This is a genomic window from Prauserella cavernicola (assembly GCF_016595675.1).
GTDB classification, from domain to species: Bacteria; Actinomycetota; Actinomycetes; order Mycobacteriales; family Pseudonocardiaceae; genus Prauserella_A; species Prauserella_A cavernicola.
In genome coordinates, this window is sequence record NZ_JAENJH010000002.1 from 344,199 (window position 1) to 368,956 (window position 24,758).

28 protein-coding genes and 2 tRNA genes are annotated in these 24,758 nt (G+C 70.2%); 14 read left to right on the plus strand and 16 right to left on the minus strand.

Annotated elements, in window-relative coordinates; genetic code table 11:
* Positions 1–66: 66 nt before the first annotated feature.
* Both bla (JHE00_RS08180) and bla (JHE00_RS08185) read left to right on the plus strand, forming a co-directional pair.
* The gene (gene bla / locus JHE00_RS08180; RefSeq protein WP_200316601.1) at positions 67–960 is read left to right on the plus strand and encodes a class A beta-lactamase; all 894 of its coding nucleotides are present in this window, start codon (positions 67–69) and stop codon (positions 958–960) included.
* Positions 957–1,871: a class A beta-lactamase gene (bla, locus tag JHE00_RS08185; protein ID WP_200316603.1), complete on the plus strand. Its 915-nt coding sequence runs from the start codon at positions 957–959 to the stop codon at positions 1,869–1,871. The genes bla (JHE00_RS08180) and bla (JHE00_RS08185) overlap by 4 nt, the downstream gene beginning before the upstream one ends.
* Here bla (JHE00_RS08185) and JHE00_RS08190 read toward each other — a convergent pair.
* Both JHE00_RS08190 and JHE00_RS08195 read right to left on the minus strand, forming a co-directional pair.
* Complete coding sequence (locus JHE00_RS08190) at positions 1,855–2,271, minus strand: nitroreductase/quinone reductase family protein (protein ID WP_200318256.1); 417 nt, start codon at positions 2,269–2,271, stop codon at positions 1,855–1,857. The genes bla (JHE00_RS08185) and JHE00_RS08190 overlap by 17 nt on opposite strands.
* Positions 2,271–3,053, minus strand: a complete 783-nt coding sequence (locus JHE00_RS08195; protein WP_200316605.1) for an SDR family NAD(P)-dependent oxidoreductase — start codon at positions 3,051–3,053, stop codon at positions 2,271–2,273. The genes JHE00_RS08190 and JHE00_RS08195 overlap by 1 nt, the downstream gene beginning before the upstream one ends.
* A 109-nt stretch (positions 3,054–3,162) precedes the next feature.
* On the opposite strand from JHE00_RS08195, the gene JHE00_RS08200 reads away from it, so the two are divergent.
* Positions 3,163–3,786, plus strand: coding sequence for a TetR/AcrR family transcriptional regulator (locus tag JHE00_RS08200; RefSeq protein WP_200316607.1), 624 nt, complete (start codon positions 3,163–3,165; stop codon positions 3,784–3,786).
* Between the two features lie 156 nt (positions 3,787–3,942).
* Here the strand turns inward: JHE00_RS08200 and JHE00_RS08205 are convergent, their stop codons facing one another.
* Positions 3,943–4,077, minus strand: a complete 135-nt coding sequence (locus JHE00_RS08205) for a VOC family protein (protein WP_307831855.1) — start codon at positions 4,075–4,077, stop codon at positions 3,943–3,945.
* 141 nt (positions 4,078–4,218) lie between these two features.
* Between JHE00_RS08205 and JHE00_RS35540 the strand changes: the two genes are divergently transcribed.
* Entirely contained in the window at positions 4,219–4,344 is a 126-nt protein-coding gene (locus JHE00_RS35540; protein ID WP_268958249.1) for a hypothetical protein, read from the plus strand.
* An 86-nt stretch (positions 4,345–4,430) separates the two neighbouring features.
* Positions 4,431–5,231 (plus strand): hypothetical protein, encoded by an 801-nt coding sequence (locus JHE00_RS08210; RefSeq protein ID WP_200316609.1) that lies wholly within the window; start codon positions 4,431–4,433, stop codon positions 5,229–5,231.
* Positions 5,232–5,235: 4 nt separating this feature from the next.
* Here the strand turns inward: JHE00_RS08210 and JHE00_RS08215 are convergent, their stop codons facing one another.
* The 8 genes from JHE00_RS08215 to JHE00_RS08250 all read right to left on the minus strand — a co-directional run bounded on the left by JHE00_RS08215 (position 5,236) and on the right by JHE00_RS08250 (position 11,275).
* On the minus strand, positions 5,236–6,156 hold the full coding sequence (locus JHE00_RS08215; RefSeq protein WP_200316611.1) for a hypothetical protein: 921 nt from the start codon (positions 6,154–6,156) through the stop codon (positions 5,236–5,238).
* On the minus strand, positions 6,156–6,512 hold the full coding sequence (locus JHE00_RS08220) for a type VII secretion target (protein ID WP_200316612.1): 357 nt from the start codon (positions 6,510–6,512) through the stop codon (positions 6,156–6,158). Before JHE00_RS08220 ends, JHE00_RS08215 begins: the two co-directional genes overlap by 1 nt.
* Positions 6,513–6,529: 17 nt before the next feature.
* Positions 6,530–7,048 (minus strand): YbaB/EbfC family nucleoid-associated protein, encoded by a 519-nt coding sequence (locus tag JHE00_RS08225; protein ID WP_200316614.1) that lies wholly within the window; start codon positions 7,046–7,048, stop codon positions 6,530–6,532.
* A 65-nt stretch (positions 7,049–7,113) separates the two neighbouring features.
* The gene (gene denD / locus JHE00_RS08230; protein ID WP_200316616.1) at positions 7,114–8,076 is read right to left on the minus strand and encodes a D-erythronate dehydrogenase; all 963 of its coding nucleotides are present in this window, start codon (positions 8,074–8,076) and stop codon (positions 7,114–7,116) included.
* 209 nt (positions 8,077–8,285) lie between these two features.
* Positions 8,286–8,358 (minus strand) — tRNA-Arg (locus tag JHE00_RS08235).
* A 58-nt stretch (positions 8,359–8,416) separates the two neighbouring features.
* A tRNA-Ser gene (locus JHE00_RS08240) sits at positions 8,417–8,506 on the minus strand.
* Positions 8,507–8,587: 81 nt separating this feature from the next.
* Positions 8,588–10,567, minus strand: a complete 1,980-nt coding sequence (locus JHE00_RS08245) for an acetoacetate--CoA ligase (RefSeq protein ID WP_200316618.1) — start codon at positions 10,565–10,567, stop codon at positions 8,588–8,590.
* Positions 10,568–10,630: 63 nt separating this feature from the next.
* The gene (locus JHE00_RS08250) at positions 10,631–11,275 is read right to left on the minus strand and encodes a dienelactone hydrolase family protein (RefSeq protein ID WP_200316620.1); all 645 of its coding nucleotides are present in this window, start codon (positions 11,273–11,275) and stop codon (positions 10,631–10,633) included.
* A 108-nt stretch (positions 11,276–11,383) separates the two neighbouring features.
* On the opposite strand from JHE00_RS08250, the gene hisC reads away from it, so the two are divergent.
* Positions 11,384–12,442, plus strand: a complete 1,059-nt coding sequence (gene hisC / locus JHE00_RS08255; protein ID WP_200316622.1) for a histidinol-phosphate transaminase — start codon at positions 11,384–11,386, stop codon at positions 12,440–12,442.
* Here the strand turns inward: hisC and JHE00_RS08260 are convergent.
* Genes JHE00_RS08260 through JHE00_RS08275 form a run of 4 tightly spaced genes read right to left on the minus strand, consistent with a single transcriptional unit; the run spans position 12,432 to position 16,276 of the window.
* Positions 12,432–13,316: a 2-dehydropantoate 2-reductase gene (locus JHE00_RS08260; RefSeq protein ID WP_200316624.1), complete on the minus strand. Its 885-nt coding sequence runs from the start codon at positions 13,314–13,316 to the stop codon at positions 12,432–12,434. The two genes, hisC and JHE00_RS08260, sit on opposite strands and share 11 nt — an antisense overlap.
* Before the next feature lies 1 nt (position 13,317).
* Entirely contained in the window at positions 13,318–15,147 is a 1,830-nt protein-coding gene (gene glmS, locus JHE00_RS08265) for a glutamine--fructose-6-phosphate transaminase (isomerizing) (protein WP_200316626.1), read from the minus strand.
* A 10-nt stretch (positions 15,148–15,157) separates the two neighbouring features.
* Complete coding sequence (locus tag JHE00_RS08270) at positions 15,158–15,427, minus strand: hypothetical protein (RefSeq protein WP_200316628.1); 270 nt, start codon at positions 15,425–15,427, stop codon at positions 15,158–15,160.
* Between the two features lie 60 nt (positions 15,428–15,487).
* Complete coding sequence (locus JHE00_RS08275) at positions 15,488–16,276, minus strand: sulfite exporter TauE/SafE family protein (RefSeq protein WP_200316630.1); 789 nt, start codon at positions 16,274–16,276, stop codon at positions 15,488–15,490.
* A gap of 145 nt (positions 16,277–16,421) precedes the next feature.
* Here JHE00_RS08275 and JHE00_RS08280 point away from each other — a divergent pair, with 145 nt between their 5' ends.
* The 8 genes from JHE00_RS08280 (at position 16,422) to JHE00_RS08315 (ending at position 23,512) form a co-directional block, all read left to right on the plus strand.
* The gene (locus tag JHE00_RS08280; protein WP_200316632.1) at positions 16,422–17,519 is read left to right on the plus strand and encodes an Rv2629 family ribosome hibernation factor; all 1,098 of its coding nucleotides are present in this window, start codon (positions 16,422–16,424) and stop codon (positions 17,517–17,519) included.
* Positions 17,520–17,607: 88 nt separating this feature from the next.
* A complete protein-coding gene (locus tag JHE00_RS08285; protein ID WP_200316634.1) occupies positions 17,608–18,039 on the plus strand; it encodes an ATP-binding protein in 432 nt (143 codons plus the stop codon).
* Positions 18,036–18,845: a SigB/SigF/SigG family RNA polymerase sigma factor gene (locus tag JHE00_RS08290; protein WP_200316636.1), complete on the plus strand. Its 810-nt coding sequence runs from the start codon at positions 18,036–18,038 to the stop codon at positions 18,843–18,845. Before JHE00_RS08285 ends, JHE00_RS08290 begins: the two co-directional genes overlap by 4 nt.
* Positions 18,846–18,882: 37 nt before the next feature.
* Positions 18,883–19,410 (plus strand): DNA polymerase ligase N-terminal domain-containing protein, encoded by a 528-nt coding sequence (locus JHE00_RS08295; protein WP_200316638.1) that lies wholly within the window; start codon positions 18,883–18,885, stop codon positions 19,408–19,410.
* Between the two features lie 14 nt (positions 19,411–19,424).
* Entirely contained in the window at positions 19,425–20,345 is a 921-nt protein-coding gene (gene ligD, locus JHE00_RS08300) for a non-homologous end-joining DNA ligase (protein WP_200318258.1), read from the plus strand.
* Positions 20,342–21,004 carry a non-homologous end-joining DNA ligase LigD gene (gene ligD, locus JHE00_RS08305; protein WP_200316640.1) on the plus strand — a complete coding sequence of 221 codons (663 nt, stop codon included), beginning with the start codon at positions 20,342–20,344 and terminating at the stop codon, positions 21,002–21,004. The genes ligD (JHE00_RS08300) and ligD (JHE00_RS08305) overlap by 4 nt, the downstream gene beginning before the upstream one ends.
* A gap of 22 nt (positions 21,005–21,026) precedes the next feature.
* On the plus strand, positions 21,027–21,986 hold the full coding sequence (ku, locus tag JHE00_RS08310; protein ID WP_200316642.1) for a non-homologous end joining protein Ku: 960 nt from the start codon (positions 21,027–21,029) through the stop codon (positions 21,984–21,986).
* 29 nt (positions 21,987–22,015) lie between these two features.
* Positions 22,016–23,512: an adenylate/guanylate cyclase domain-containing protein gene (locus tag JHE00_RS08315; protein ID WP_200316644.1), complete on the plus strand. Its 1,497-nt coding sequence runs from the start codon at positions 22,016–22,018 to the stop codon at positions 23,510–23,512.
* Here JHE00_RS08315 and JHE00_RS08320 read toward each other — a convergent pair.
* Complete coding sequence (locus JHE00_RS08320; protein WP_200316646.1) at positions 23,499–24,512, minus strand: beta-ketoacyl-ACP synthase III; 1,014 nt, start codon at positions 24,510–24,512, stop codon at positions 23,499–23,501. The two genes, JHE00_RS08315 and JHE00_RS08320, sit on opposite strands and share 14 nt — an antisense overlap.
* Positions 24,513–24,758 lie beyond the last annotated feature (246 nt).

Here is a 24,758-nt window from a genome sequence, read left to right on the forward strand (position 1 = left end):
CTTGGACATAGGACCGCCACCACTGCTTGGCTCGAAGACGACCTTCCCGTAGTGAACGGAGCACCGATGTCCCGCGCCCACCTGTCCCGCCGCTCGTTACTGCGCACCGGGCTCGCCGTGTCGGCGACCGGAGTGCTGCTCGGTGGCACGCGCTCGGCCTTGGCCGAACCCGCACAGTCGGTGCAACGCGAGCTGCGCGCACTCGAACGCGAGCACGATGCGCGCCTCGGCGTCCACGCCACCAACACCCGCACCGGCGCCACGGTGACCTACCGCGCGCACGAACGGTTCCCGATGTGCTCGACGTTCAAGACCCTCGCGGCGGCCGCGATCGTGCGCGACCACGACATCCTCGACAAGCGGATCCGCTACACCGACGAGGTGCTGGTGCCGGGCTCGCCCATCACCGAGCAGCACGTCGGCGCAGGCATGCGCGTCGACGACCTGTGCGCCGCCGCGATCTGCTACAGCGACAACACCGCCGCAAATCTGCTGCTCCACGAACTCGGCGGCCCTCGCGCGATCACCCGCTTCTGCCGCTCGATCGGCGACCCCGTCACGAGGCTCGACCGCTGGGAGATCGAGCTGAACACCGCCTTTCCCGGCGACCCGCGCGACACCACCACGCCGGATGCGATCGGCCGCGACTACCGCAGGCTGGTGCTCGGCGACGCGCTCCGCGCGGGCGACCGTGCGCAGCTGACGTCGTGGCTCAGGGCAAACACCACCAGCACGAACCGCTTCGTCGCCGGACTGCCGAAGCACTGGACGATCGGCGACAAGACCGGCTCCGGCGACTACGGCACCACCAACGACGTCGGCATCGCGTGGACCGGCGCTGGCACGCCGATCGTGCTCGCCACGCTGTCCACCAAGTTCGAGCAGGACGCGGACTACGACGACCTGCTGATCGCCGATGCCGCCCGCATCCTCGCGCGCACGCTGGCTCCCGGCGAATGAGCGCGTCCCGCATCACCAGGCGCGGCGCGCTGACGCTGGCGGCACTGCTGCCGCTGGCGGGCTGCGCGACGGCTCCACCACCGCGACCACGCGCGAGCGCAGCGCCCACCACCACGCCACCACAACGACACGACCGTCTGGCGGAGCTGGAACGCGATTTCGGCGCGCGGCTGGGCGTGTTCGCCGTCGCGACCGGCACCGGCGCCACGATCGAGCACCGGGCCGAGGAACGGTTCGCGTTCTGCTCGACGTTCAAGGCGCTCGCCGCGGCGGCAGTGCTGCGACGAAACCCGTTGTCGCACCTGCAAACCCGCGTCCGCTACACCGAAGCGGACCTGCTGGCGAGCTCGTTCGTCACCGAGCAGTACGTGGCGACGGGCATGACGATCCGGCAGCTGTGCGACGCCGCCGTCCGCTACAGCGACGGCACCGCCGGAAACCTGCTGCTGCGCGACCTGGGCGGCCCGGCCGAGCTGACGGCGTTCGCCCGCGAGCTCGGCGACAGGACCACGCGCATGGACCGGATCGAACCGGAGATCACGCAGGCCACGCCCGGCGACCCTCGCGACACCACGTCGCCGGCAGGCCTGGCCACCAGCGTGCGCGCGATCGTGCTCGGCGACGCCCTGCCAGGGCAGCAGCGCGAGTTCCTGCGCGATCTGTTGCGCCGCAACACCACCGGCGACGACCGCATCAGGGCGGGCGTGCCGCGCGACTGGGTCGTGGCCGACAAGACCGGCACCGGCAGCTACGGCACGGCCAACGACGTCGCGGTGTTGTGGCTGCCGGACTCGGAACCGGTGGTGCTGGCCCTGATGTCCAGCAAACCGGACGAGGACGCCGAACCCGACGAGGCACTGCTGGCCGAGGCGGCCTCCTATGTCGCGACGACGCTCAGTCCACAAAGGTAATACGAACCAGTCGGCAGTTCAGCCAGTCCGCAACGCTGATCGGCTGGACGAGGTGACCGGGATTGCTCGGCTGATTGAGGTCGGCGACGATCTCGGTGAGCACCTCACGCCGCTGCGCCTCGTCGGTGACCGGCGTGGCAGTGGCCCGGAGATCGGCGCGCACGCCGTGTTTGAGGTGAAAGGTGAACTCCGGGTGTGCCAGCAGGTTCACGTACCAGGACGGAGAGGGCACGGTCCCACTGCACAGGTAGATCTCGCCCCGCACCCGGTAGAAGAAGATCTCGATGCGGCGCGCCAGGCCCGTGCGCCTGCCGGTGGTGGTGATGTCGACCGTCCGTTGCGCGGTCGTGGCGGCGCGCGTGATCTCGACGGCCGCGCGGACCGTGGCGTCCACGGGCATCACGCGGCCACCGTGTCGGCTTGGAGCGCAGGGCCCAGCAACAGCCCGCCGTCCGCGACGAACTCCGAGCCCGTGACGAACGACGCCTCCGCCGAGCTGACGTGGAGCAGCAGCGACGTGATGTCGGCCGGCGTGCCCATGCGCGGAATCGCGTACGGCTCTGGCGAGTAGTACTCCGAGATGGGCGGCTGGCCCGCGATCGAGGCGTTGATCAAGGGCGTCGAGATCACGCCGGGGTGGATCGAGTTGACCCGGATGCCGTGGCGACCGAGCTCCAGCGCGGCGGTCCTGGTGAGACCCCGCAGCGCCCACTTGCTGGCGACGTACGGGGCGTAGAACGGGGTTCCGGCGTGGGCCATCGTGGAGGCGATGTTGACGATCACGCCGCCACCCGCCCGGCGCAGCGACGGCGTCACGGTCTTGATGCCGAGGAACGTGCCGGTGAGGTTCACGTCGAGGATCCGGTCCCAGACCGCGCGCTCCACGGCCTCGATCGGCACCGCCGGGTTCTGCACACCGGCATTGTTGACCAGCACCGAGATCGGCCCGAAGCGACTTTCGGCCTCGGCGACCGCAGCCACCCACGCGTTCTCGTCGGTCACGTCGAGGCGGCTGAACAGAGCCCGCTCGCCGAGTTCGGCGGCGAGCGCCTCGCCCGGTGCTTCGGCGAGCGCGGCGATCACGACGTTCGCGCCCTCCCGGTGGTAGGCCCGGACGTGACTGGCACCCTGCCCGCCGGTGCCGCCGGTGACGAGCACGGTCTGGTTGTCGAAGCGTCCCATGACGCCTTCCCTCCTGCGATACCGAGGTGAGTCGAGTGACTCACCTCGCCACACGGTATGCGCGTGGCGAGTGGTGAGTCAAGCGACTCGTCTCGCTTAGGATGGCGTCATGTCCACGGAGCCCTCGCACTACCACCGGCACGTCGCCGAGCAGAAACGCGCAGCCATCATCGAGGCCGCGACCAGGCTGTTCCTCGACTCCGGCTACGCGAGCACATCGCTGGCCAAAGTCGCCGAGGCCGCGGGCGTGTCCAAAGCGACCCTGTTCAAACAGTTCCCGGCCAAAGCCGCTCTGTTCGACGCGATCGTGTCGGAGTCATGGAAGGTCGACGACGTCGTGTCCCCGCCGACGGGCGACCTGCGCAGGGGTCTGACCGCGATCGGCCACCGCTACGTCGAGTTGCTGACCCGCCCAGGAATGGCCGCGCTCTTCCGGATCGTGATCGCGGAGCTACCGCGCTTCCCGGAGCTGGGCGAAGCGCATTTCGAGCGTGGCAAGCTGCCCTACTTCGATTCGGTGCGCCGCTACCTCGACGCCGAGCACGCCGCGGGAACCGCCGAGCTCGAGGACACCGAGCTGGCGGCGACCCAGTTCCTCGGGATGATCTCCAACTACGTCCTCTGGCCGCGGATGCTGCTGCTGGACTGGTCGCCCGACGAGGCGTCGATGGCGCACGTGGTGGACGAGGCGGTGCTGATGATGGCGGCCCGCTACGGCGCTATCACTCGATGACCGCGGTGGCCTCGAGCTCCGGTACGGCCAGGGGGCGCGGCACCCAGCTTCGCGACGTCGTCGGTCCCACCCCACCGAAGGTCGAGTACACGCTGACGGCGCCGGGCTTCGCGCTGGGCGAGACGGTGCGCCGGATGTGCGACCGGACCCACCAGCTCAGCCGGCGTAGACGGACTCCAGCACCTCGGCCGGCGGCGTCACGGTGGTGATGCAGAACGGGTGCCCCGCGGGGTCGAGCAGCACACGCCAGCGCGGATCGGACTGGTGCTCGGCCCGGGTGGCGCCCAGCACGATGGCCCGCTACTCGGGCTCGTCGAGGCGGTCACCCTCGGCGCCGAAGCTTTCGCCGTCACTCCGAAACGGACGGACGACATGGGGCAGGCCCCGGCGTGAGTGGAAGCGCACCGACAGCGGCGAGATCACGCTGATGCTGTGGCATCAGCCCCCGACGTGATCACCGGCAACACGTCGGAGAAGTCCGCGAGCTGTCCCCCGGATGCCCAGACCGCCACGGCGCTCCCGCGGCTCGCTGTGCGCGGATCCGCCACGGAGAACTAGCGCTACTTGCGAGATCGTGGCGCAGACCGCGGAAGGTGTGCTGATCAAGCTCGGCTGGTGAGCACCTGCCCGGTAGTGTTCCCGCCATGCGCCAACCTGCGCTTCCCTTCGCCGTACACGCCTCTCGGCGCGCCGAGTTCGGTCAGCGCTGGGATCGCGCACGGCTCGCGCTGCTCGCGGCTTTCGTCGTGGCGCCGCTCGTCGTCCTCGGCGCGACGATCGCGGCGTTGATCGGCGCGGGCGGTCACCCCACGAGCGCGCTGGCGCTGGCGTTCGTGGTGCCGACCGTCGGCTACCTGCTGTGGTTCCGGTTGAGCGGCCGGTTCCTGGTCCGGACCAGGTTCTGGGCAGTGCGGGCGGTCTCGTTCGGACTCGCCCAGCTCTTCGGGTTGCTCCCGGTCGCGGTGGTCGCGGGCGGCTTCGTCGGCGCACTGTGCTCCGCGCTCGCCGCGGTGGCCGTCGTCGCGAGCACGATCTCGGCGACGCGGGCGCACCAGGTGTTGTTCACCTCGAACGACGGCGCGCTGGCCGCGACGAACCTGCCCATCGAACGGGACCTGCGGATCCACCCGCCCCTGCTCTACGGCACGGCGACGATCGGCACCCAGGAACTGAGCTGGTCGCTCAAACCGAGGGGACAGTACGGCTTTCGCGGCTCACTCGCCTCCGGCAACGTGGCGTTCGGCGAGATCACCGGCGTACGAGTGGAGCAGGTGAGCGAGCACGCCGCCCCGCTGGTCGCCCCCGGCGTGCCCGCGCCGCCGGGGCCCGTGGTCGTGGTGAGCACGCGCCGCGGCGACGCGATCGTCGCGGCCAAGGACGCGGCGGAGTTCGCCGCGCTGCTCGACCTCCGGCTGCGCCTGATCGCCGAGGGCGCCTGGGCCTGACGGCTCAGCGACCCGCCTGCTCGGCCCGGTCCAGCTCGTCCAGTGCCTGGATGAGGTCCACGATCACCGCGGACAGCCTGCTGACCACCAGCGTGAGCTTGGTGACCCAGCCCGCGATGTCGACGGCGGCCTTCGCGATCCGCGTGATGATCGTCTTGACCGCGCCGGGAGCGAGCACCACCGTCGCCGCCTGGATCGCGGCGCTCACCAGACCACCGGCGAGATCGGCGAGGATGTCCCTGACCGCGGTGCGCACCGAGGCCACGACATCCTTCATCTTCGCCGCGGCCGAGGACACCGCGTCGGCTCCCTGCGCGGCACCCGCGCACAGCTGGATAGTGCTGACCGCGCTCGCGCGATAGGCGTCGCCGCCCGCTCCCACCCAGTCGCCGGTCTCCTCGGGCACGCTCTTGAGGTAGTCCTCGCCCTGCTCGGCCATGCGGCCCGAGACGTTGGTCCACGTGTCGGCGTAGCCCTGCACCATGTCCGGGTTGCCGGAGAGCTGGTGCAGCACCATGCGCAGCGGCTCGACGTGCTCGAGCATCCAGCCGATGAGCTGGCCAGCGACGGCGCCGATCGGGTCGGCCATCGCACCCACGACGTCGGAGGCCAGCGCGCTTCCGCTGGCCAGCGCCGAAGCCCAGTCGCCGCTCTTCACCTGGTTGACGGCGTCGATCACGGTGGACACCGACGTGCCCTGCGCGAGCTCGGTGCCGCTGCCCATGTTGTCGAACTGCCCGGTGGCGGCGCCGAGCGGCACCGTCACCGCGAGGGCGGCGGGGCTCAGGCTGCTCGCGACCAGGGCCAGCCCCGCGGCGGCGCTCGCGTCGCTCTGGAGCATGTCGTACTGGTTGGTGGCGTCGGTCTTGCTGTCGACCAGCGGGTTGTCCGAGGACGGGTCGTCACTGACGATCGAGGATGACATCAGCGACCACCCAACGTCGGAACGTCGCCGGCCTTGTCGAGCGACTCGCCCAGCTGCTTGAGGATTTCGATGACCTTGAGCTCGGCCTCGTCGTACCGCTTCGCCGACTCGTCGAGCTTCTGCTGGTCGTCACCGAGCTTGGTGCCGACCCGCTGGATCATCGCGGTGACCCGCTCCTGTGGTCCCTGCAGCATTTCCGGCAGGCCCATGGCCTGGCAGATCCAGCCGTAGGCGTCGTTGAGCGAGGCCACGTGACCACCCGCATCGGCGGCCTCGTCCACTCCGCTCTTGACCCCGCCCACGCTGGCGGCGTGTGCCCGGATCCTCTCCGGATCGACCTGGAATGCTTCGCTCATCGACCTGTCCCCCTTCGTCAGCGCAGTACCGGACCACCGAAGTCGTCGTCATCTCCGTCGTCCTGCCGGGTCGGACGCCGCCGGGGCGGCCGCGGTTCCTCCGGCGCCGCGGTGTCTTCATCGATGCCGCCCACATCCATCGTCGGCGGCTGCGGTGCGGTTTCCTCGACGGGATCGGGGAAACGCTCCTGGTACTGGGCGACGATGTCGTTGCCAGGACCGTCGTCACCGACGGTCGCACTGGTCATTTCGGACACTCGGTCGCGCAACTGCGCCTGAGCACTGTGCATCGTGGCCATGAGCGCGGCCGACAGTGCGCGCGGATCAGCACTCCTGCCACGGTCGGTGATCGTGAGCTCCGTCGGCACTCCGGTGGAGTCGACCGTGACCCGCACCGTGCCGTCGGGCGACTCGGCGGTGACATTCGTGCGGTCGAGCTGCTCCTGCAATTCCCCGTAGCGCTGGGCTTTCTGCTCCAGTCCCTGAGCCCACCGCGTCAGGTCCTCGGCGAACTTCATCGGATCCGGCGCGCTCATGAGTCCCCCAAACCGTCGTATGAAACGGATGGGACGCTAACACGGCAAAGGACGCACCGTGGCCGTTATCGGTAAGTGCGGACGATGTCCTCGAACGAGGTCTCGGGCTCCAGGCCGAGTGCCCGCGCCCGCGGGGTGTCGAACCGAGCGGGCCAGCTTCCGACAATTCGGGCGACAACCGGGTCCACCGCCCAGTCGACGAGCCCGGCCGCACCCTCGGACACCCGTTCGAGCGCGGCCACCATGTCCCGGGGCGTGGTGGTGAGCGCGGGCAGGTTCAGCGCGGTGCGACTGCCCCAGACCGCGTCGTCGGCGGTCGCGGCGCACAGGATCCCGTCCAGAGTTCGCCGGGGAGACGACACCGCGACCGGAGTGTCGGCGGCGACGGGACACACGGCCCGCTGCCCGGCGAGCGGCTCGCGAATGATGCCGGACAGAAAACTCGAGGCGGCGGCGTTGGGTTTACCGGGCCGCACCGACACGGTCATCAGGCGCACCGACCGCCCGCGCACGAACCCTTTGCGGGTGTAGTCGGCGACGAGCTGCTCTCCGATGAACTTCTGCACGCCATAGCTGGTCTGAGGCCGGGGCAACGTGTCGTCGTCCACGACGCCGAGGGGCGCAAGCGCGGGATCGGAGCCGAACACCGCGAGCGAACTGGTGAACACGAACACCGGCGGTTCAGCGAGCGCCCGCCCGTACTCCAGCACCGCGCGCGTCTGGTCGAGGTTGGTCCGATACCCGAGGTCGAAATCGGCCTCGGCGGCCCCACTGACCACACCGGCGAGGTGAAACACCAGGTCAGCGGCCGGCAACCGGTCGAGCATGTCCCCCAACTCGCCGACGACGACGCTGACCCGGGAATCACGGGCGATGTCGTCGGCAGGAGCCACGAGGTCGACGGAGACCAACTCGCCGATGTCAGCCGGAGCCGCCCCGCCCACGGACACGGGCCCACCGAGCAACCGCCGGATAAGAGCGGACCCCAGGAACCCGGAACCACCGGTGACCACGACCCGAACACTCATGAGCGCCTCCGAGAAGTCGACTGCCTCCCCGAGGGTGCCACCCGAGCGCTACTGAGGAACACCTCCGACCGTGGGTCGGCGCTCACCTTCCACAGTGGACCATCAATGCAGGATGCGAGCGTTTGTCCTTGCCTTGCCCAAAGATCACCAGCGAGCGTTGAGCCTTGCACAACAAAGGGCCCCGCTGTTGCCAGCGGGGCCCTTGTCTGCGCGCCCGAAGGGATTCGAACCCCTAACCTTCTGATCCGTAGTCAGATGCTCTATCCGTTGAGCTACGGGCGCATTGTTCAGTTGTTCCCAACCGGAGTCGGGGGTGGTGCTCGGCTAGGCCGAGCCCCGGCGGAGGCTCCGGGATTTGAACCCGGGAGGGGGGGTTACCCCCAACCGCATTAGCAGTGCGGCGCCATAGACCAGACTAGGCGAAGCCTCCCAGGTCGCGACCACTGCTGTCATAGAGTACACACGTCCCTCGACCCCCGACAAAGCACCCCCGTTCAATGCTCTGAGCTGGTCATTCGCCGTTCGCGATCGCCATGAACGGGGCCAGGGAGTCCGGGTTCGCGAGGGCGTCTCGGCTCACTGCTCGGTCCGGGGCGACGCCCTTGAGGATCTTCTTCACCGGGACCTCGCACTTCTTGCCGTTCAGGGTGCGAGGGATCTCGGCGACCACCAAGAAACGGTCGGGCACGTGGCGGGGTGAGAGCTCCTTTCGCAGCTCCTTGCGCAGCGAGGGCTCCACCGACTCCAGATCCGTCCCCGGCGTCAGCACCAGGAAGCACAGGAGCTCGCCCTCCTCGTTCGCCGAGGTGTCGATGACCAGCGAGTCCTGGACCTCCTCGAAGCCCTCGACGACGCGGTAGAACTCCGCGGTGCCCATCCGCACGCCGCCTCGGTTGAGGGTCGAGTCGCTGCGGCCGTAGATGATCGCCGAGCCCCTCGGTGTGATCTTGATCCAGTCGCCGTGCCGCCAGCGGCCCGGGAATTCCTCGAAGTAGGCCTCGCGCAGCCGCGTACCGTCCGGGTCGTTCCAGAAGAACACCGGCATCGACGGCATCGGCTTGGTGATCATCAACTCACCGACCTGGCCGATCACCGGCTTGCCGGACTCGTCGTAGGCCTCCACCGCCGCACCGAGGCTCCGGCACGACAGCTCGCCCAGCCACACGGGCACGTCCGGCGCCGAGCCCACGAACGCCGTGCACAGGTCCGTGCCGCCCGACACCGAGCAGATCTGCACGTGCCCGCCGATCGAGTCGGCGATCCAGCGGAACCCCTCCTCGCTCAGCGGCGCGCCCGTCGACCCCAGCGCCCGCATCGCGGTGAGATCGAACTGCTCCGCCGGCTTCAGGTGTGCCTTCAGACAGCTCTGCACGAACGGCGCCGACGTGCCGAAGTAGGTGACCTCGTGCCGCTCCGCCAGCCGCCACAGCGTGTTGAGGTCCGGATACCCGGGGCTGCCGTCGTAAAGCACGACCGTGGAACCCACGAGCAGACCCGAGATGAGGAAGTTCCACATCATCCAGCCCGTGGTGGTGAACCAGAAGAACCGCTCCCCCGGCCCGAGGTCGCACTGCAGCGCCAGTGCCTTGAGGTGCTCGACCGTGATGCCGCCGTGGCCCTGCACGATCCCCTTCGGCAGGCCCGTCGTGCCCGACGAGTACAGCACCCACAGCGGGTGGTCGAACTCCACCGGCTCGTACGCGAGCTCGGCGCCCGCGTGCTCGGCGAGCAGCGTGTCCCAGTCGCGCGTGCCCTGGATGCCGCCGCCGCCCTCGTAGTCGATCAGCACCGTCGCCGCCAGGTCGGGCAGCGGTGCGCGTAGCTCCTCGACCGTCGGCCGGACGTCGAAGGACCTGCCGTTGTAGACGTAGCCGTTGACGGCGACGAGCACCTTCGGCTCGATCTGGGTGAAGCGGTCGGCGATGGCGCGCACGCCGAAGTCCGGTGAGCACGACGACCACGTGGCACCCAGGCTCGCCGCGGCGAGGAAGGCCACCAGCGTCTGCGGGCAGTTCGGCGCCAGCGCCACCACCCGGTCGCCCCTGCCGACACCCAGTTCCCGCAACGCCGCCCGCGCCGCACCCACCCGCGCGCGCAGGTCTCCGTAGGTCAGCCGGTCCTGCCGCTCGTCCTCACGCTGGAAGATCACCGCCAGGTCGTCGTCGGCCTTCTCCGCACCCGCGACACCGCCGGACAACGCGTGCTCGGCGTAGTTGAGCGTCGCGCCCTCGAACCAGCGCGCGCCCGGCATCTCCGGGCCCGACACCACGGCCGTCGGGTGTTCGTGCCAGCGCACGCCGAGGTAGTCGGTGACGGCCGACCAGAAGTCACCGAGCGAGCCGGTGGAGAACTCCCACAGCTCGCCGTAGTCGCGCGTGGTGAAGCCCCGCTCGGCGCTCAGCCACGCGCGGAAGTCCGCGATCCTGGTCCGCGCGAGCTGCTCGGCGGACGGCTGCCACAACACTTCTGCGACCTCGGCGTCAGCACTCATATGCCGCACCTTAGGACAGATCGGAGGCTGTTTCCCGCGGCGACGAGCCCGAACCGACGCCGGTCAGCGCAGGTGCGCGTCGAACCAGGAGAGCGTGCGCTGCCAGGCTTCCGCGGCCGCGTCGGGGTCCGCGTCGAAGCGGTGGCTGGCCCCCGGGTACCTGACCACGTTGGTCGCGACCTTCGACGACGACGCCGCCTCCTGCAGCCGCTCGACCTCGAGCTCGCCCGCGACGTCACCGTCGTCGCCGTACATGCCGAGCCACGGGCTGGTGAGCCTGCCCGCGATCTCCACCAGCGGCGGCAGCTCGTCGGACACCGGCGCGCTGATGCCGCGCCCGCCGACGCTCACCGCGGCGCCGAGCTGCCTGCTGGCCGCCACGACCAGCGCCGCCGACCCGCCCACGTCGAATCCGACGACGCCGATGAGATCGGCCCGCACCCCGCGCTCGACGAGCCAGGCGAGGGTGACGTCGGTGGCTGCGAGCACGTCCTGCCCGGACAGCGCGGCACCGTCCTCGCCGATGTGCGGCGCCACGGCCAGCCAGCCCTCGCCCGCGAGGCCCGCGACGAGCAGGCGAACCGTGTCGGTCACGCCCGCGTGCAGCACGACGAGACCACCACGCACCGACCCGTCAGGCTCGGCGAAGGTGAGCCGTGCGCCGCGGCCGTCCGCATGCTGGTAGTCCTCGGTGTGCGTCTGCGTCATGTGCATACTCAACCACCGATAGTGGTGTCGCAGTCAACGTGAGCTGTCAGATATTCGGCGAGATAGGTTGGTCGGCGGAACTCTTCTCGACTCCTAGGAGCGCACCCGATGTCCTCGGCGATCCCCACCAGGGCCGACCTGGCCGCTCTGCCCGCGTACGTTCCCGGCCGCACGATTCCCGGTGCGATCAAGCTGGCCAGCAACGAGGTTCCGGGTGGTCCGCTGCCCAGCGTGGCCCAGGCGATCGCGCACGCGACGGCCGAGGTGAACCGCTACCCCGACATGGGGGCGCAGGCACTGACCGAGCGGCTGTCCCAGGAACTGGACGTGCCCACCGAACGGATCGCGGTCGGCTGCGGCTCGGTGTCACTGTGCCAGCAGCTGGTGCAGGCGATGTGCGCCCCCGGCGACGAGGTGCTCTTCGCGTGGCGCTCGTTCGAGGCCTACCCGATCGTCACGCAGGTCGGCAACGCCAAGCCCGTGACGGTGCCGCTGGACTCGGGCCACACCCACGACCTCGATGCGATGCTGGCCGCGATCACCGACCGGACGCGGGTGGTGTTCGTCTGCAACCCGAACAACCCGACGGGCACGGCGGTGCGCCGCGACGAGCTGGTGCGCTTCCTCGACCAGGTGCCCTCGCACGTGCTCGTGGTGCTCGACGAGGCCTACCGCGAGTTCGTCACCGACCCCGAGATCCCCGACGGTCTGCAGTTCGTGGCGAGCCACCCCAACGTGACCGTGCTGCGGACGTTCTCGAAGGCCTACGGGCTCGCCGGGCTGCGTGTTGGCTACGCGATCGGCCCCGAGGAGGTCGTGACCGCGCTGCGCAAGGTGTACGTGGCATTCAGCGTGAACACGCTCGCGCAGACCGCCGCCATCGCCTCACTCGACGCCAAGGACGAGCTGCTGGCCCGCTGCGCCGACGTCGTGCACGAGCGCACGCGGGTGCGCGACCACCTGGTCGCCGCCGGCTACGCGGTGCCCGACACCCACGCCAACTTCGTGTGGCTGCCGCTGGGCGAGCGCGCGGTCGAGTTCGCCCAGCACGCGCTGGAGCACAAGGTGGTCGTGCGCCCGTTCGCGGGCGACGGCGTGCGCGTGACCATCAGCACGCCCGAGGAGAACGACGTGTTCCTCGAGGCGGCCAGGTCGTTCACGCGCTGATCGCGGACAGCAGGGCGTAGACGGCCCGGTTGGCCTCGACGTCGATGCCGTGGCGCTCACCGAGGCGCACCAGCGTCCCCGTGAGGCCCTCGTACTCCAGCGTCCTGCCCGCCTCGCGGTCCTGCAGCATCGACGACGTGCTGCCGGGCGCGAGCGCCTGCAGCCACGCGAGGCTGCCGATGGCGTCGTCGTCGGTGAGCTCGGCGCCCTCGGCCCTGCCGACGGCCACGGCCTCGCGCAGCATCCGCAGGGCCAGCTCGGCCACAGCGGGTTCGGTGAGCACCTCGACGCGGCGGCCGGTGAGCGCCGTGAGCGGGTTGGCGGCCACGTTGGTGAGCAGCTTGTGCCACGCCGCCGTGCGGAAGTCGGGGCGTAGGTCCACGGCGAGGCCCGCGCGCTCGAACAGCCTTGCCGCGGCCGTGCCCGGCTCGTCGGCCGGCAGCACCAGGTCGCGCTCGGTCCGCCGGATGCGCGCGTGGCCGGGCGCGGTGCGCTCTGCGTTGATGTAGACCAGGGCTGGCACCACGTCGGCCCCGTTCACGAGCGGCCCGACGCGCTCGGCGTGGTCGACTCCGTTCTGTGCGACCACCACGCGCCCGCCGCCCGCGGTGAGGCGCGCCAGCCAGTCCGCCACCGACGGCGTGTGGTGGATCTTGGTGGTGAGCAGGGTCCACGGCACGGGTTCGACGTCGGCAGGCGTCGCCGCCCAGTCGACGTCGACACCACGGGCGGCACCCTGGTCGGTCACCTCCACCCGGTCGAGCCTGCTCCGTCCACATGCGACGACCGGGTGGCCGCGATCGGCGAGTGCGACCGCGAGCGCGGTGCCGACCGCGCCCATTCCGACGACGGCCACGGTCTCCGGAGTGCTCACGTCACTCCACCGTCACGCTCTTGGCGAGGTTGCGCGGCTTGTCGATGTCGCGGCCCAGCGTGGTGGCCAGGTGGTAGGCCAGCAGTTGCAGCGGGATGCCGAACAGGATCGGGTCGAGCTCCGGAGCGGTGCGCGGCACGCGCAGTTCCACGTCGGCCAGCCCCTCCGGCAGCGTCGCGTTGGTCACCGCGAGCACCGGGCCGCCGCGGGCCTTGATCTGCTCCATCGTGCCGATGTTCTTCACCAGCAGCTCGTCGTCGGGAACGATCACCACCGACGGCATGCTCTGGTCGATCAACGCGATCGGGCCGTGCTTGAGCTCTCCGGCCTGGTACGCCTCGGCGTGGACGTAGGAGATCTCCTTGAGCTTCTGCGCTCCCTCGCGCGCCACGGGCCAGCCCCTGACGCGGCCGACGAAGAACATGTGCCGCGCGTCGGCGAACTTCCGCGCCGCCTCGGCGATGGTCTCCTCCTGGGTGCCGATCGCCTCCTCGATGCGATCCGGCAGCGCGTCGAGTGCCTCGACGACGCGCCGTCCGTCGGCGACCGAGAGGTCCCTGACCCGGCCCAGCAGCAGCGCGAGCATCGCGAACGTGGTGCTCATGTTGGTGACGGCCTTGGTGGAGGCCACCGACACCTCGGGACCGGCGTGCAGGAACACGCCACTGCCGCACTCGCGCGCGATCGCGCTCGCCACGGCGTTCACGGCGCCGATCACGCGGCCGCCCTTGCGCGAGAGCTCCTGGACGGCGGCGAGCGTGTCCGCGGTCTCGCCGGACTGGCTCACGGCGACGTAGAGCGCCTCGGGGTCGACCACGGGGTTGCGGTAGCGGAACTCCGACGCGGGCTCGGCGTCGGCAGGGAGCCGGGCGAGCTCCTCGACGAGGTTGGCGCCGATCTGGCCCGCGTAGTAGGCCGAGCCGCAGCCGAGGAACTTCACGCGCCGGATGGAGCGCAGCTCGCGCGGGTCGAGCCGCAGCCCGCCGAGGCGCGCGGTGGAGAACCGCTCGTCGAGCCTGCCGCGCAGCGCGCGCCGCACGGCCTCGGGCTGCTCGCCGATCTCCTTGCGCATGTAGTCGGCGTAGCCGTCGAGCTGGTAGTCCTCGTCGGACAGTTCCACCTCGGTCGGCGTCTTGTCGGTGCGCTTGGCCTGCAGCGTGCTGGTGCGGTAGTCGCCCGCCTTGAGGGTGGCCAGCTCTCCGTCGTCGAGGTACACCACGCGCTGGGTGTGCCGCACCAGCGCGGCGAGGTCGGAGGCGACGAACATCTCGCCGTCGCCGATGCCGAGCACGATGGGGCTGCCGTTGCGGGCGACCACGAGCTCACCGGGGTTGCGCACGTCGAGCACCACGATGCCGTAGGCGCCCTCCACCTGGTGCAGCGCGCCGCGCACGGCGTCCTCCAGCGACTCGTCGCCGTCGCGGAGGCGGGCGCCGATGAGGTGTGCGAGCGCTTCGGTGTCGGTGTCGGAGGCGAACTCGACGCCGTTCGCGATCAGCTTGGCGCGCAGCTGCTCGACGTTCTCGATGATGCCGTTGTGCACCACGGCGACGCGGCCCTCGGAGTCGAGGTGCGGGTGCGCGTTGGCGTCGGTGGGCTCGCCGTGCGTGGCCCAGCGGGTGTGGGCGATGCCGACCGGTGCCGGGTTGTCCTCACCCACGAGGGTGCGCAGCTCGCCGACCCGCACCGCGGCCTTGGTGACCCGCAGCCTGCCGCGGTGGGCCAGCGCGACGCCTGCCGAGTCGTAGCCCCGGTATTCCAGGCGCTGCAACCCTTCCAGCAGGATCGGCGCCGCCTCGCGCTGGCCGATGTAGCCGACGATTCCACACATGGGGTGACTCCTACCCGTAGACGATGCGCCGTAGCTGGCGCTCGGAGAGCGGGCCCGCCGCGACGGGGCGGCAGGCCAGTTCCTCCGTCAGCAACGCCCAGATCTGGGCGTTGCGGTACCCGCGGTTCTTCAGTTCTCGGTGCCGCCTGCGCACCACGTCCTCGGTGGTCTCTCCGAAGAACGCGAGCACGTCGGCGATGACCCTGGTGGCCGTCTCCACACCGAGACCGGTGGAGGCGGCGACGTGGCGCACCAGTTCCGCGGGCGGCGACTGGTCCATGCGCCGAGCCTGCCCGGATGCGGCGACTACTTCAAGTTTCCTGCCCGATATCGGGCAAGCTCACACCTGCCGGAGCACGAGCTGGATGATCGCGGCGACACCGACCACCACGATCACGCCGCGCAGCACCGTCGGCGACAGCCTGCGACCCACCAGCGCGCCGAGCCAGCCGCCGAGCACAGAGCCGCCCGCGAGCAGCGCCACCACCGGCCAGCTGATCGGGGCGACGAAGGCGTAGACCGTGCCGGCCACCACGTTCACCACGGCGGACAGGACGTTCTTGATCCCGTTGAGGCGCTGGATCGGCTCGGTCATGAGCATGCCCATGATCGCCATCAGCATCACGCCCTGCGCTGCCGTGAAGTACCCGCCGTAGATGCCGACGAGGAAGATCAGCGTGATCAGCAGCACCGAGCCCTGCTTGACCGGCTCGCTCGCGTCGCCGCGTTCCTGCTTGGCCTCCCGGCGCCGCAGCACCCAGCCCGACACCCTCGGCTGCACGATCACCAGCACCACGGCGAGGCCGACCAGCACCGGCACGATCGTCTCGAAGGCGTCCGGAGGCAGCGACAGCAGCAGGATCGAGCCGCAGATGGCTCCTACCGCGGACGCGGGCACGAACGTGAGCAGCCGCCTGAACTGCCCGCGCAGTTCCTTCCGGTAACCGACCGCGCCCGCGATCGTCCCAGGTACGAGCCCGATCGCGTTCGACGTCGTCGCGGTGACGGGCGAGTACCCGAACGCGACGAGCACCGGGAACGTCACCAGCGTGCCGGACCCGACCACCGTGTTGATCATTCCCGCCCACACGCCCGCGAGCGCGATGAGAACGGCATGCCACCAGATCACCGTCGGACCATAGGCTCCGGTTTTCGGGCCCGCGCGCGGAGGAGGTGCATACAGTGTTCAGTCTCACGGTCAGCGCTTCCGCACCACGTTTCACCAACGGCGTACGGGGAATCCACGGCCCGACAAAGTGACAAAGGAGGTACGAGTGGACACGACGGGGTTGCGCGAGCTGGTCACTACGGACGGTCCGTTCGCCTCTGTCTACTTCAACGACTCGCACGACACCGCCGACGCCGCCAAGCAGCTGGAGCTGCGCTGGCGCGAGGTGCGGGAGCGGCTCGAGGAACAGGGCGCGCAGCAGGCGACGCTCGACGCGATGTCCTCCGCGGTGCTCGACAGCCAGCCACCGGTGGGCCGCAGCGGCAGAGCACTGGTGGCCGCGGGCGACCGCGTGCTGGTGGACTCCGAACTGGACGCCCCGCCGGAACACGCGGTGGCGCGGCTGTCCGAACTGCCCTACCTGGTGCCACTGGCGGAGCTGGGTGAGCGCCCGCCCGCGCACGTCGTGGTGGTGGCCGATCACGTGGGCGCCGACGTCACGGCGTTCGACATCGACGGCAACGTGGTGGACGAGCAGACCGTCGAGGGCTCCGAGAACTCCGTGCACAAGGTGCGCGGCGGCGGCCCGGCGCACCGCGACATCCAGTCACGCGCCGAGGAGACCGCCAAGCACAACATCGGCAGGATCGCCGATGTCGTGGGCGCGGTCGCGCGCGGCATCGGCGCCGGGCTCGTGGTGCTCGCCGGGGAGTCGCAGGCCCGCAAGGAGCTGCACGACGCACTGCCCGAGCAGGCGCGCCGCGTCGCCACCGAGTTGCAGTCCGGCGCCAGGAACGACAACGGCTCCGACAACGAGCTGCGCGAGCAGGTCGCCGCGTTGCTCACCAGGACCAAGCAGGCCCGTCGCGACGAGGCCGCCGAACGGTTCCGGGCCGCGTTCGGCCAGCAGCAGGGACTCGCCGTGCAGGGCCTGCAGGCCACCACGGCGGCGCTTCGGGAGGCCAACGTCGAGGTCCTGCTGGTGGGCGATCCCGGCGATGCCGAGGTGTTCACCGGCGGGGAGCCGACGCTCGTGGCGCTGCGGCGCGACGAGCTCGAGACACTCGGCGCCGACTCGATCTCCCGGCAGCGTGTCGACGAGGCACTGCCGGCCGCGGCCATCGCGGGCGCTGCGGAGATCGTGGCGACCGGCGAGACACTGGAGCCGACCGACGGCGTCGCGGCGTTGCTGCGGCACAGCTGAGCGGGGACGACAGAACCGAGAAGGGGCGGGCGCGGGTGGCTACTGTAGGCGGAAACCGTTGAACGGCAGGCATGACACCGAGGTGAAAGTGACCGAAACACAGCCGCCGTCGCAGGACGTCGGTGCCCAGGACGACATCGAGCTGCGACTGGGCGCGAGCCTGGTACACCTTCCCATCATTCGCTCGGTGGCGGCGAACATCGCCATGAGAGCCGACTTCGACCTGGACGCCATCTCGGACCTACGGCTCGCGGTCGATGAGGCGTGCTCCACGCTCATCACCCGCGCCGTGCCCGGCACCACGATGGTCTGCCGGTTCACGATCGACGACAACGAGCTGCGGTTCCGCGGCGCCGTCACGTCGGCCGACGACGAAGCGCCGAGCACGGCGTCCTTCGGCTGGCGCGTGCTGACGACGCTTGCCGACTCGGCGAACGCGTGGGTGGAGCCCGCCGTGCACGACGGGCAGGGCAACTGGGTCCACGTCGAACTCGCCAAGCGAAAGCCGGAGCTTACGTGACCGGACCGACGACTCGCGGATCGCGCAGCCCCTCGGACGACTACGAGCACCTCACCCCGCTGTTCGGTGAGTTCGTCGAGCTCGCGGAGAACGATCCACGCCGGGCCGAGCTGCGGGATGAGCTCGTCACCGGGCACCTTCCCCTGGCCGAGCACATCGCCCAGCGGTTCTCCGGACGCGGCGTGGCCAAGGAGGACCTGGTGCAGGTCGCCAGGGTCGGGCTCATCAACGCCGTGGACCGCTTCGACCCCAGCCGGGGTTCGGACTTCCTCTCCTTCGCCGTACCCACCGTGATGGGCGAGGTGCGGCGGCACTTCCGGGACACCGGCTGGGTCATCAGGGTCCCGCGCAGGCTCAAGGAGCTGCACCTCTCGATCAACAACGCCAGCACCCAGCTCTCGCAGCGACTCGGCAGGGCCCCGACGCCGCGCGAGATCGCGGAGCACCTCGGCCTGAGCGCCGACGAGGTCATGGAAGGCCTGGAAGCGGGCAACGCCTACCACTCGATGTCGCTGGACGAGGTGCTCTCGGGCGACACGGAGAACCTCGCACTAGGTGACACGCTGGGCGAGGAGGACGCCGCACTGGAGGGCGTGGAGAACCACGAGACGCTGCAACCGCTGGTCAGGGACCTGGCGGAGCGGGAACGCATGATCCTCGCGCTGCGCTTCGTGCACAACATGACGCAGACGCAGATCGCCGAACGCGTCGGCATCTCACAGATGCACGTCTCCCGGTTGCTCGCCCGCACGCTGGACAAACTGCGCGAGGGTCTGGTGGAGGAACCGACCGAAGACAGCCGGTAGCGTTTCGATCGCGCACCGCTCGGGTACCTGCTGGGGTATGGCGACGAGCAATGTCCTGCGCGAGTACCACGCGAAGCGGGATCTTCCCGGTTCCGGCGATCCCGGTGAGTCCCGTCGCGGCCTGAAATCGGGAGGTCAGCGCTTCGTCGTCCAGCTCCACGACGCGTCGAGCCTGCACTTCGACTTCCGCCTGGAGATCGGCGGTGTGCTCGTGTCGTGGTCGATCCCGAAGGGCCCCTCGCTGGATCCCGGAGAGAAGCGGCTGGCGATCCGTACCGAGGACCAGCCGCTCGACCACGCGAACGGCCGGTTCGGGGCGGGCTCCGTGATCGTCTGGGACGCGGGTGAGCTGGTGAACCGCTACGAGCACTCCCTGGAGGAGAGCCTCGACCGGGGCAGCCTCGGGATCTGGCTCGAGGGCGAGCAGCTGCACGGCGCCTTCAGGCTGGTGCGAACCAGGGGCAGCAGCCAGGAGCAGTGGCTGCTGATCAAGAAGAACGACGAGGGTGCCGCGACGCGACCGAAGGCGGTGCTCACCGGCCTCGCCAACGAGGAGCTGGTGTGACCTGGCACCAACCCATGCTGGCCACGCTCACCGATCGGTACTTCTCCGATCCGGGCTGGGTCTTCGAGCACAAGCTCGACGGAGTGCGCGCCATCGCCGAGCGCGTGGACGGTGGCGAGCCGACGCTGTGGTCTCGCAACCACAAGCCCATGAACGCCGCCTACCCCGAACTGGTGGAAGCGCTCGCCGAGCAGGGCGGCAGTGACTTCACCGCTGACGGCGAGATCGTCGCCTTCGACGGCAACCGCACGAGCTTCGCCACGCTGCAGCCGCGCATCCACCTCACCGACCCCGCCCGCGCGAGAGCCACGGGCGTGCGGGTCTTCTACTACCTGTTCGACCTGCTGGAGTTCGGCGGCACCGACGCGCGGCCGCTGCCGTTTCGCCAGCGCAGGGAACTGCTGCGCGACGCCTTCGACTTCCACGGCCCGCTGCGCCTTTCCCAGTACCGCAACACCGACGGCGAGAAGTTCCTGCGCCAGGCGTGTGCGGACGGCTGGGAGGGGCTCATCGCCAAGCGCGCCGACGCGCCGTACCGGGGCGGGCGCTCGCGCGACTGGCTGAAGTTCAAGTGCGTCAAGGACCAGGAGTTCGTCGTCGGTGGCTACACCGATCCCGCCGGCTCGCGCTCGGCCTTCGGCGCGCTGCTGCTGGGCTACTACGCCGACGGCGAGCTGCGCTATGCGGGCAAGGTCGGCACCGGCTTCACCGAGGCGATGCTGCGGGACGTGAAAGCCAGCCTCGACGAGCTCGCCACCACGACGTCGCCGTTCGCGGACCCGATCGCCGAACCACGCGCCCACTGGGTCGAGCCCGAACTGGTCGCGCAGGTGGGATTCACCGAGTGGACCGGCGACGGCAGGCTGCGGCACCCCAGGTTCCAGGGGCTGCGCACCGACAAGACGGCGACCGAGGTGGTCAGGGAGTCGCCATGACTGCGGTGTCCAATGCGGACAAGTTGTTCTACCCCGCCGACGGTGTCACCAAGGGCGAGTTCGTCGAGTACGTGCGAGCCCTCGAGTACCTGGCCAACCAGGCCATCATCGAGTTCCACGTGTGGCTGTCCACGATGGACTCGCTCGACCGGCCCGATCTGCTGGTGCTCGACCTCGATCCACCCGAGGGCACGGCGACCGCGGAAGTGCGCGACGTCGCGCGCCGGGCGAGGGACCTGCTGGGCGAGCTCGGCCTCACCCCGTTCGTCCAGGCCACTGGCGGACGCGGGTTCCACGTGGTGACACCGCTGGACACCACCACGGACTTCGACACCGCGCGCGAGCTGGCCAGGGCCGTCGCCGACCGGCTCGCCGAGAACGACCCCGAACGCCTCACCACCGCCCAGCGCAAGGACAAGCGCGGCGACCGGATCTTTCTCGACACCAACCGCAACGCCTACGGGCAGACCGTCATCGCGCCGTACTCGCTGCGCGCCCGGCCGGGCGTGCACGTGGCGACCCCGCCGGACTGGGCGGAACTGGGCAGGACCGAACCCGCCGCCTACGACCCCCGCCGCCTCGGCAGGAGACTGGCGCGCAAGGCGGACTCGTGGGCGCACATCCACGACCACGCGGCGTCGCCGTCGACGGCGTTGTAGAGGCTGAGCTAGGGAGGCCGGCATGGCACGCGCGATCTGGAGCGGGGCGTTGAACTTCGGGCTCGTGACGGTGCCCGTCGAGCTCTACAGCGCCACCGAGGACCACACCATCCACTTCCGGCAGTTCCAGCGCGGCACCTCCGACCGCATCCGGTACCGGCGCGTGAACGAGCGCACCGGCGAGGAGGTGCCCTACTCCGACATCGTGAAGGGCTACGAACTCGGCGGCGACGAGTACGTGCTGGTGGAGCCCGACGAACTCGACGAGATCGCGCCCGGCCGTTCGCGCTCACTCGACATCGACGCGTTCGTGGACCTCGAACAGATCGACCCGGTCTACTTCCAGCGCACCTACTGGCTCGCGCCGGCGAAGGAGGAGTTCGGGCGCGCCTACACGCTCCTGATCGAGGCGATGGCGAAGACGAACCGAGCGGGGCTCGCCCGGTTCGTCATGCGCGGCAAGGAGTACCTCGCCGCGGTGCGCGCGGGCGAGGACGTGCTGGTGCTGAACACGCTGCACTTCCCCGAGGACATCAGGGAGCCGAAGCGCGAGCTCGGCAAGCTGCCCTCCCGTGGCGACGTCAAGGCCAAGGAGGTCGACATGGCGGTGAGCCTGATCGAGTCCATGGCGCAGGAGTGGAAGCCCGACGACTACCACGACACCTACACCGAGCGGGTCGAGCGGCTCATCGACGACAAGCGGGAGGGCCGCGCGGTGACCGCGGAGGAGGCGGCCCCCGAGGCGACCAAGGTCATCGACCTGTTCGACGCGCTCTCGCGCAGCGTCGAGAGCCGCAAGCGCGGCACCAAATCTTCGCGCAAACGTTCGCGGGGGCCCGGCCTGGGCGAACTCAGCAAAGCCGACCTCGACCGGATGGCCCGCGAGGCCGGGATCAAGGGCCGCTCGACGATGAACCGCGCCGCGTTGGAGCGAGCGCTGCGGAAGGCCTCACCCGAACCGGCGGGCGAACGGGCCTCCTGAACGGAGCCCGAGGCAATACGATCTGGCGCGTGCGCAGGACTCGGACACCGCGGAGGTTCCACACCGTCGTGCGCACGAGTCTGGGCTTCGCCGCCCTCGGCTTCGTGTCGAGCTTCTGCGGTGCCGGGGTCGTGTTCCTGCTGCTCGTCCTGCAGGGCGTTCCCGACACGGTGGCGGGCCACGGCTGGATCATCGCGATCTGCGCAGGTGGCTACGTGCTGCTGTCGTTGCTGGTGGGCACCGCGTGGGCGGCGTTCGTGCAGCGCCGCACGGCCGTGTGGTTCGTGCTCGGCCGGGCGCCGACGCTCGACGAGGCACGGCGAGCGCTGCGGCTGCCCGTTGACCTGGCGATCGTCACCGGCACGCTGTGGCTGGGCGGCGTCGTCCTGATCAGCGTGCTGACCTCGGTGTTCGGCACGTGGCTCGACGCGCTGGGCGTGGCGCTGGCGATCCTGCTCGGCGGGCTCGCCACCGTCGGACTCACTTACCTGGCCGCGGAATGGGTGGCCAGGCCGGTGATGACGATGGCGCTCGCGGCGGCCCCTCCGCGCGAGACGCTGCCGACCACCGTGCTGCGCAGGCTCGTGGTCACATGGGCGCTGGCCAGCGGCGTGCCCATGGTCGGCGTGCTGGCGGTGGTGCTGCCTCCCGACCTCGGTCCCAGCGACCCGGCGTCCAGCCTCGTGGTGCTCTCGCTCATCGGGCTTGTGCTCGGCGCGCTGGCGACGGCGCTGCTGGCGCGCGCGGTGGCGGCGCCGCTGCACCACCTGCGGCTCGCGCTCGACCAGATCGCCAAGGGCCGCCGCGACATCCAGGTCGGCATCGACGACTCCAGCGAGATCGGCATGCTGCAGACGTCGGTGAACGACCTGGCCAGGGGCCTGCGCGAGCAGGAACGGCTGCGTGACCTCTTCGGCAGGCACGTCGGCGACGACGTGGTGCGGCACGCGCTGGAGTACGGCGCGTCACTGTCGGGCGACGTCCGCGACGTCACGGCCCTGTTCGTGGACGTGGTGGACTCGACGGTGCTCGCGGCGGAACTGCCGCCCGACGAGGTGGTCCGCAAGCTCAACGGCCTGTTCGCGAGCGTCGTCGACGCGGTGGGCACGCACGGCGGGCTGGTGAACAAGTTCCAGGGTGACGCGGCGCTGTGCATCTTCGGCGCCCCCACCCGGCACGCCGACCCGGCCACGGCGGCGTTGCGCGCGGCGCACGCGATCCGCGACGCCGTGTCGTCGGACGGCGAACTCGACCTCGGCATCGGCGTGGCCAAGGGCCCCGCGTTCGCGGGCCAGCTCGGCACGGCGAGCCGCTTCGAGTACACCGTCATCGGCGACGCCGTGAACGAGGCGGCCAGGCTCACCGAACACGCCAAGCAGGTGCCTGGGCGGATCCTGGCGAGCGAGGCCGTGTTCAAGGCGTCCTCGGCATCGGAACAACCGCGGTGGAACCACCACGGCACGATCCACCTGCGCGGCCGCCTCGCCCCCACCGAGACGTGGGAACCGGGACTCAGCCAGGAGTGACGTCGGGCCAGCTCAGCGCGGTCGCACCCCACGTCAGCCCCGCGCCGAACGCGCTGACCAGCACCCGGTCGCCCGCCTGCAGGGTCCCGTCGTTGACGCCGTCGACCATCGCGAGCGGGATCGACGCGGCACTGGTGTTTCCGGTGCGCTCGATGTTCACCACGAGGCTGTCGGCGGGCAGCCCGAGCTGCTTGGCCGCGGCGTGCAGGATCCGGATGTTGGCCTGGTGGCCGATGAACCGGTCGACGTCACCGACGGTCCAGCCCGCCTGCTCCATCACCGTGCGTGAGGACTCGGCCATGCGCGCGGTGGCGTGGCGGAACACCGCGGGCCCCTGCATCGTGAAGTAGTGGTCCTGCGGGGTGTCGGAGGTCTTCTGCTTCGCCCCGCCAGCGGGAACGATCAACAGCTCGGCGAGGTCGCCATCGCTGTGCAGGTCGAACGGCCCGATGGCGCCGAGCTCGTCCGGCTCACCCGCGCGCAGCACCACGGCCCCCGCGCCGTCGCCGAAGATCGGCACGGTGCCACGGTCGTCGGGGTTGAGCAGCGTGGTGAAGGCGTCGGCGCCGATCATCAGCACCCTGTTCGCCACTCCCGCGGAGATCAGGCCGGCAGCCGTGGCGAGTGCGTACACGAACCCGCTGCAGACGGCGTTGACGTCGAAGGCCGCGATAGGGCCGAGGCCGAGCCTGCTGGCCACCTGCGGCGCACTGGCGGGACACACCTGGTCGGGCGTGGCGGTGGCGAGGACGAGCGCGTCGACCTCACCGGAACCCGCCGAGTGCAGCGCACGCCTGCCGGCCTCCACAGCCATGTCCACTGTGGACATTCCGGGGTCGATGACGTGCCGTTGGCCGATTCCCGTCCTGGTCCGGATCCACTCGTCGGACGTCTCAAGGCGCCGGCTCAGTTCGTCGTTGTCGACTACGCGCGGCGGGAGCCAGCCGCCGAGACCGGCGAGCACCGCCACACCACGCGAATCGTGCGTGGGCACTTGCATCCTCCAGGGGCTGGCGTCGGGGAACGGGGAGACACGAAACCGGCCCCCGAACACTTGTATGGCCTACTAATCGGTAGAGGCTTCCCTTGTGAGCTATGTCTCAACGAGTGTAAACCTCCGCACCAGCCGCCCCGGGAAACGTTGGGGCAGACCGCAATACAACGGTGACACTCAACGGGGAGACGACCTAATCCGACACCTGTTGGGAAGCCTGGAACTCGGCACGCGCAGGTCGAGGACATGGCC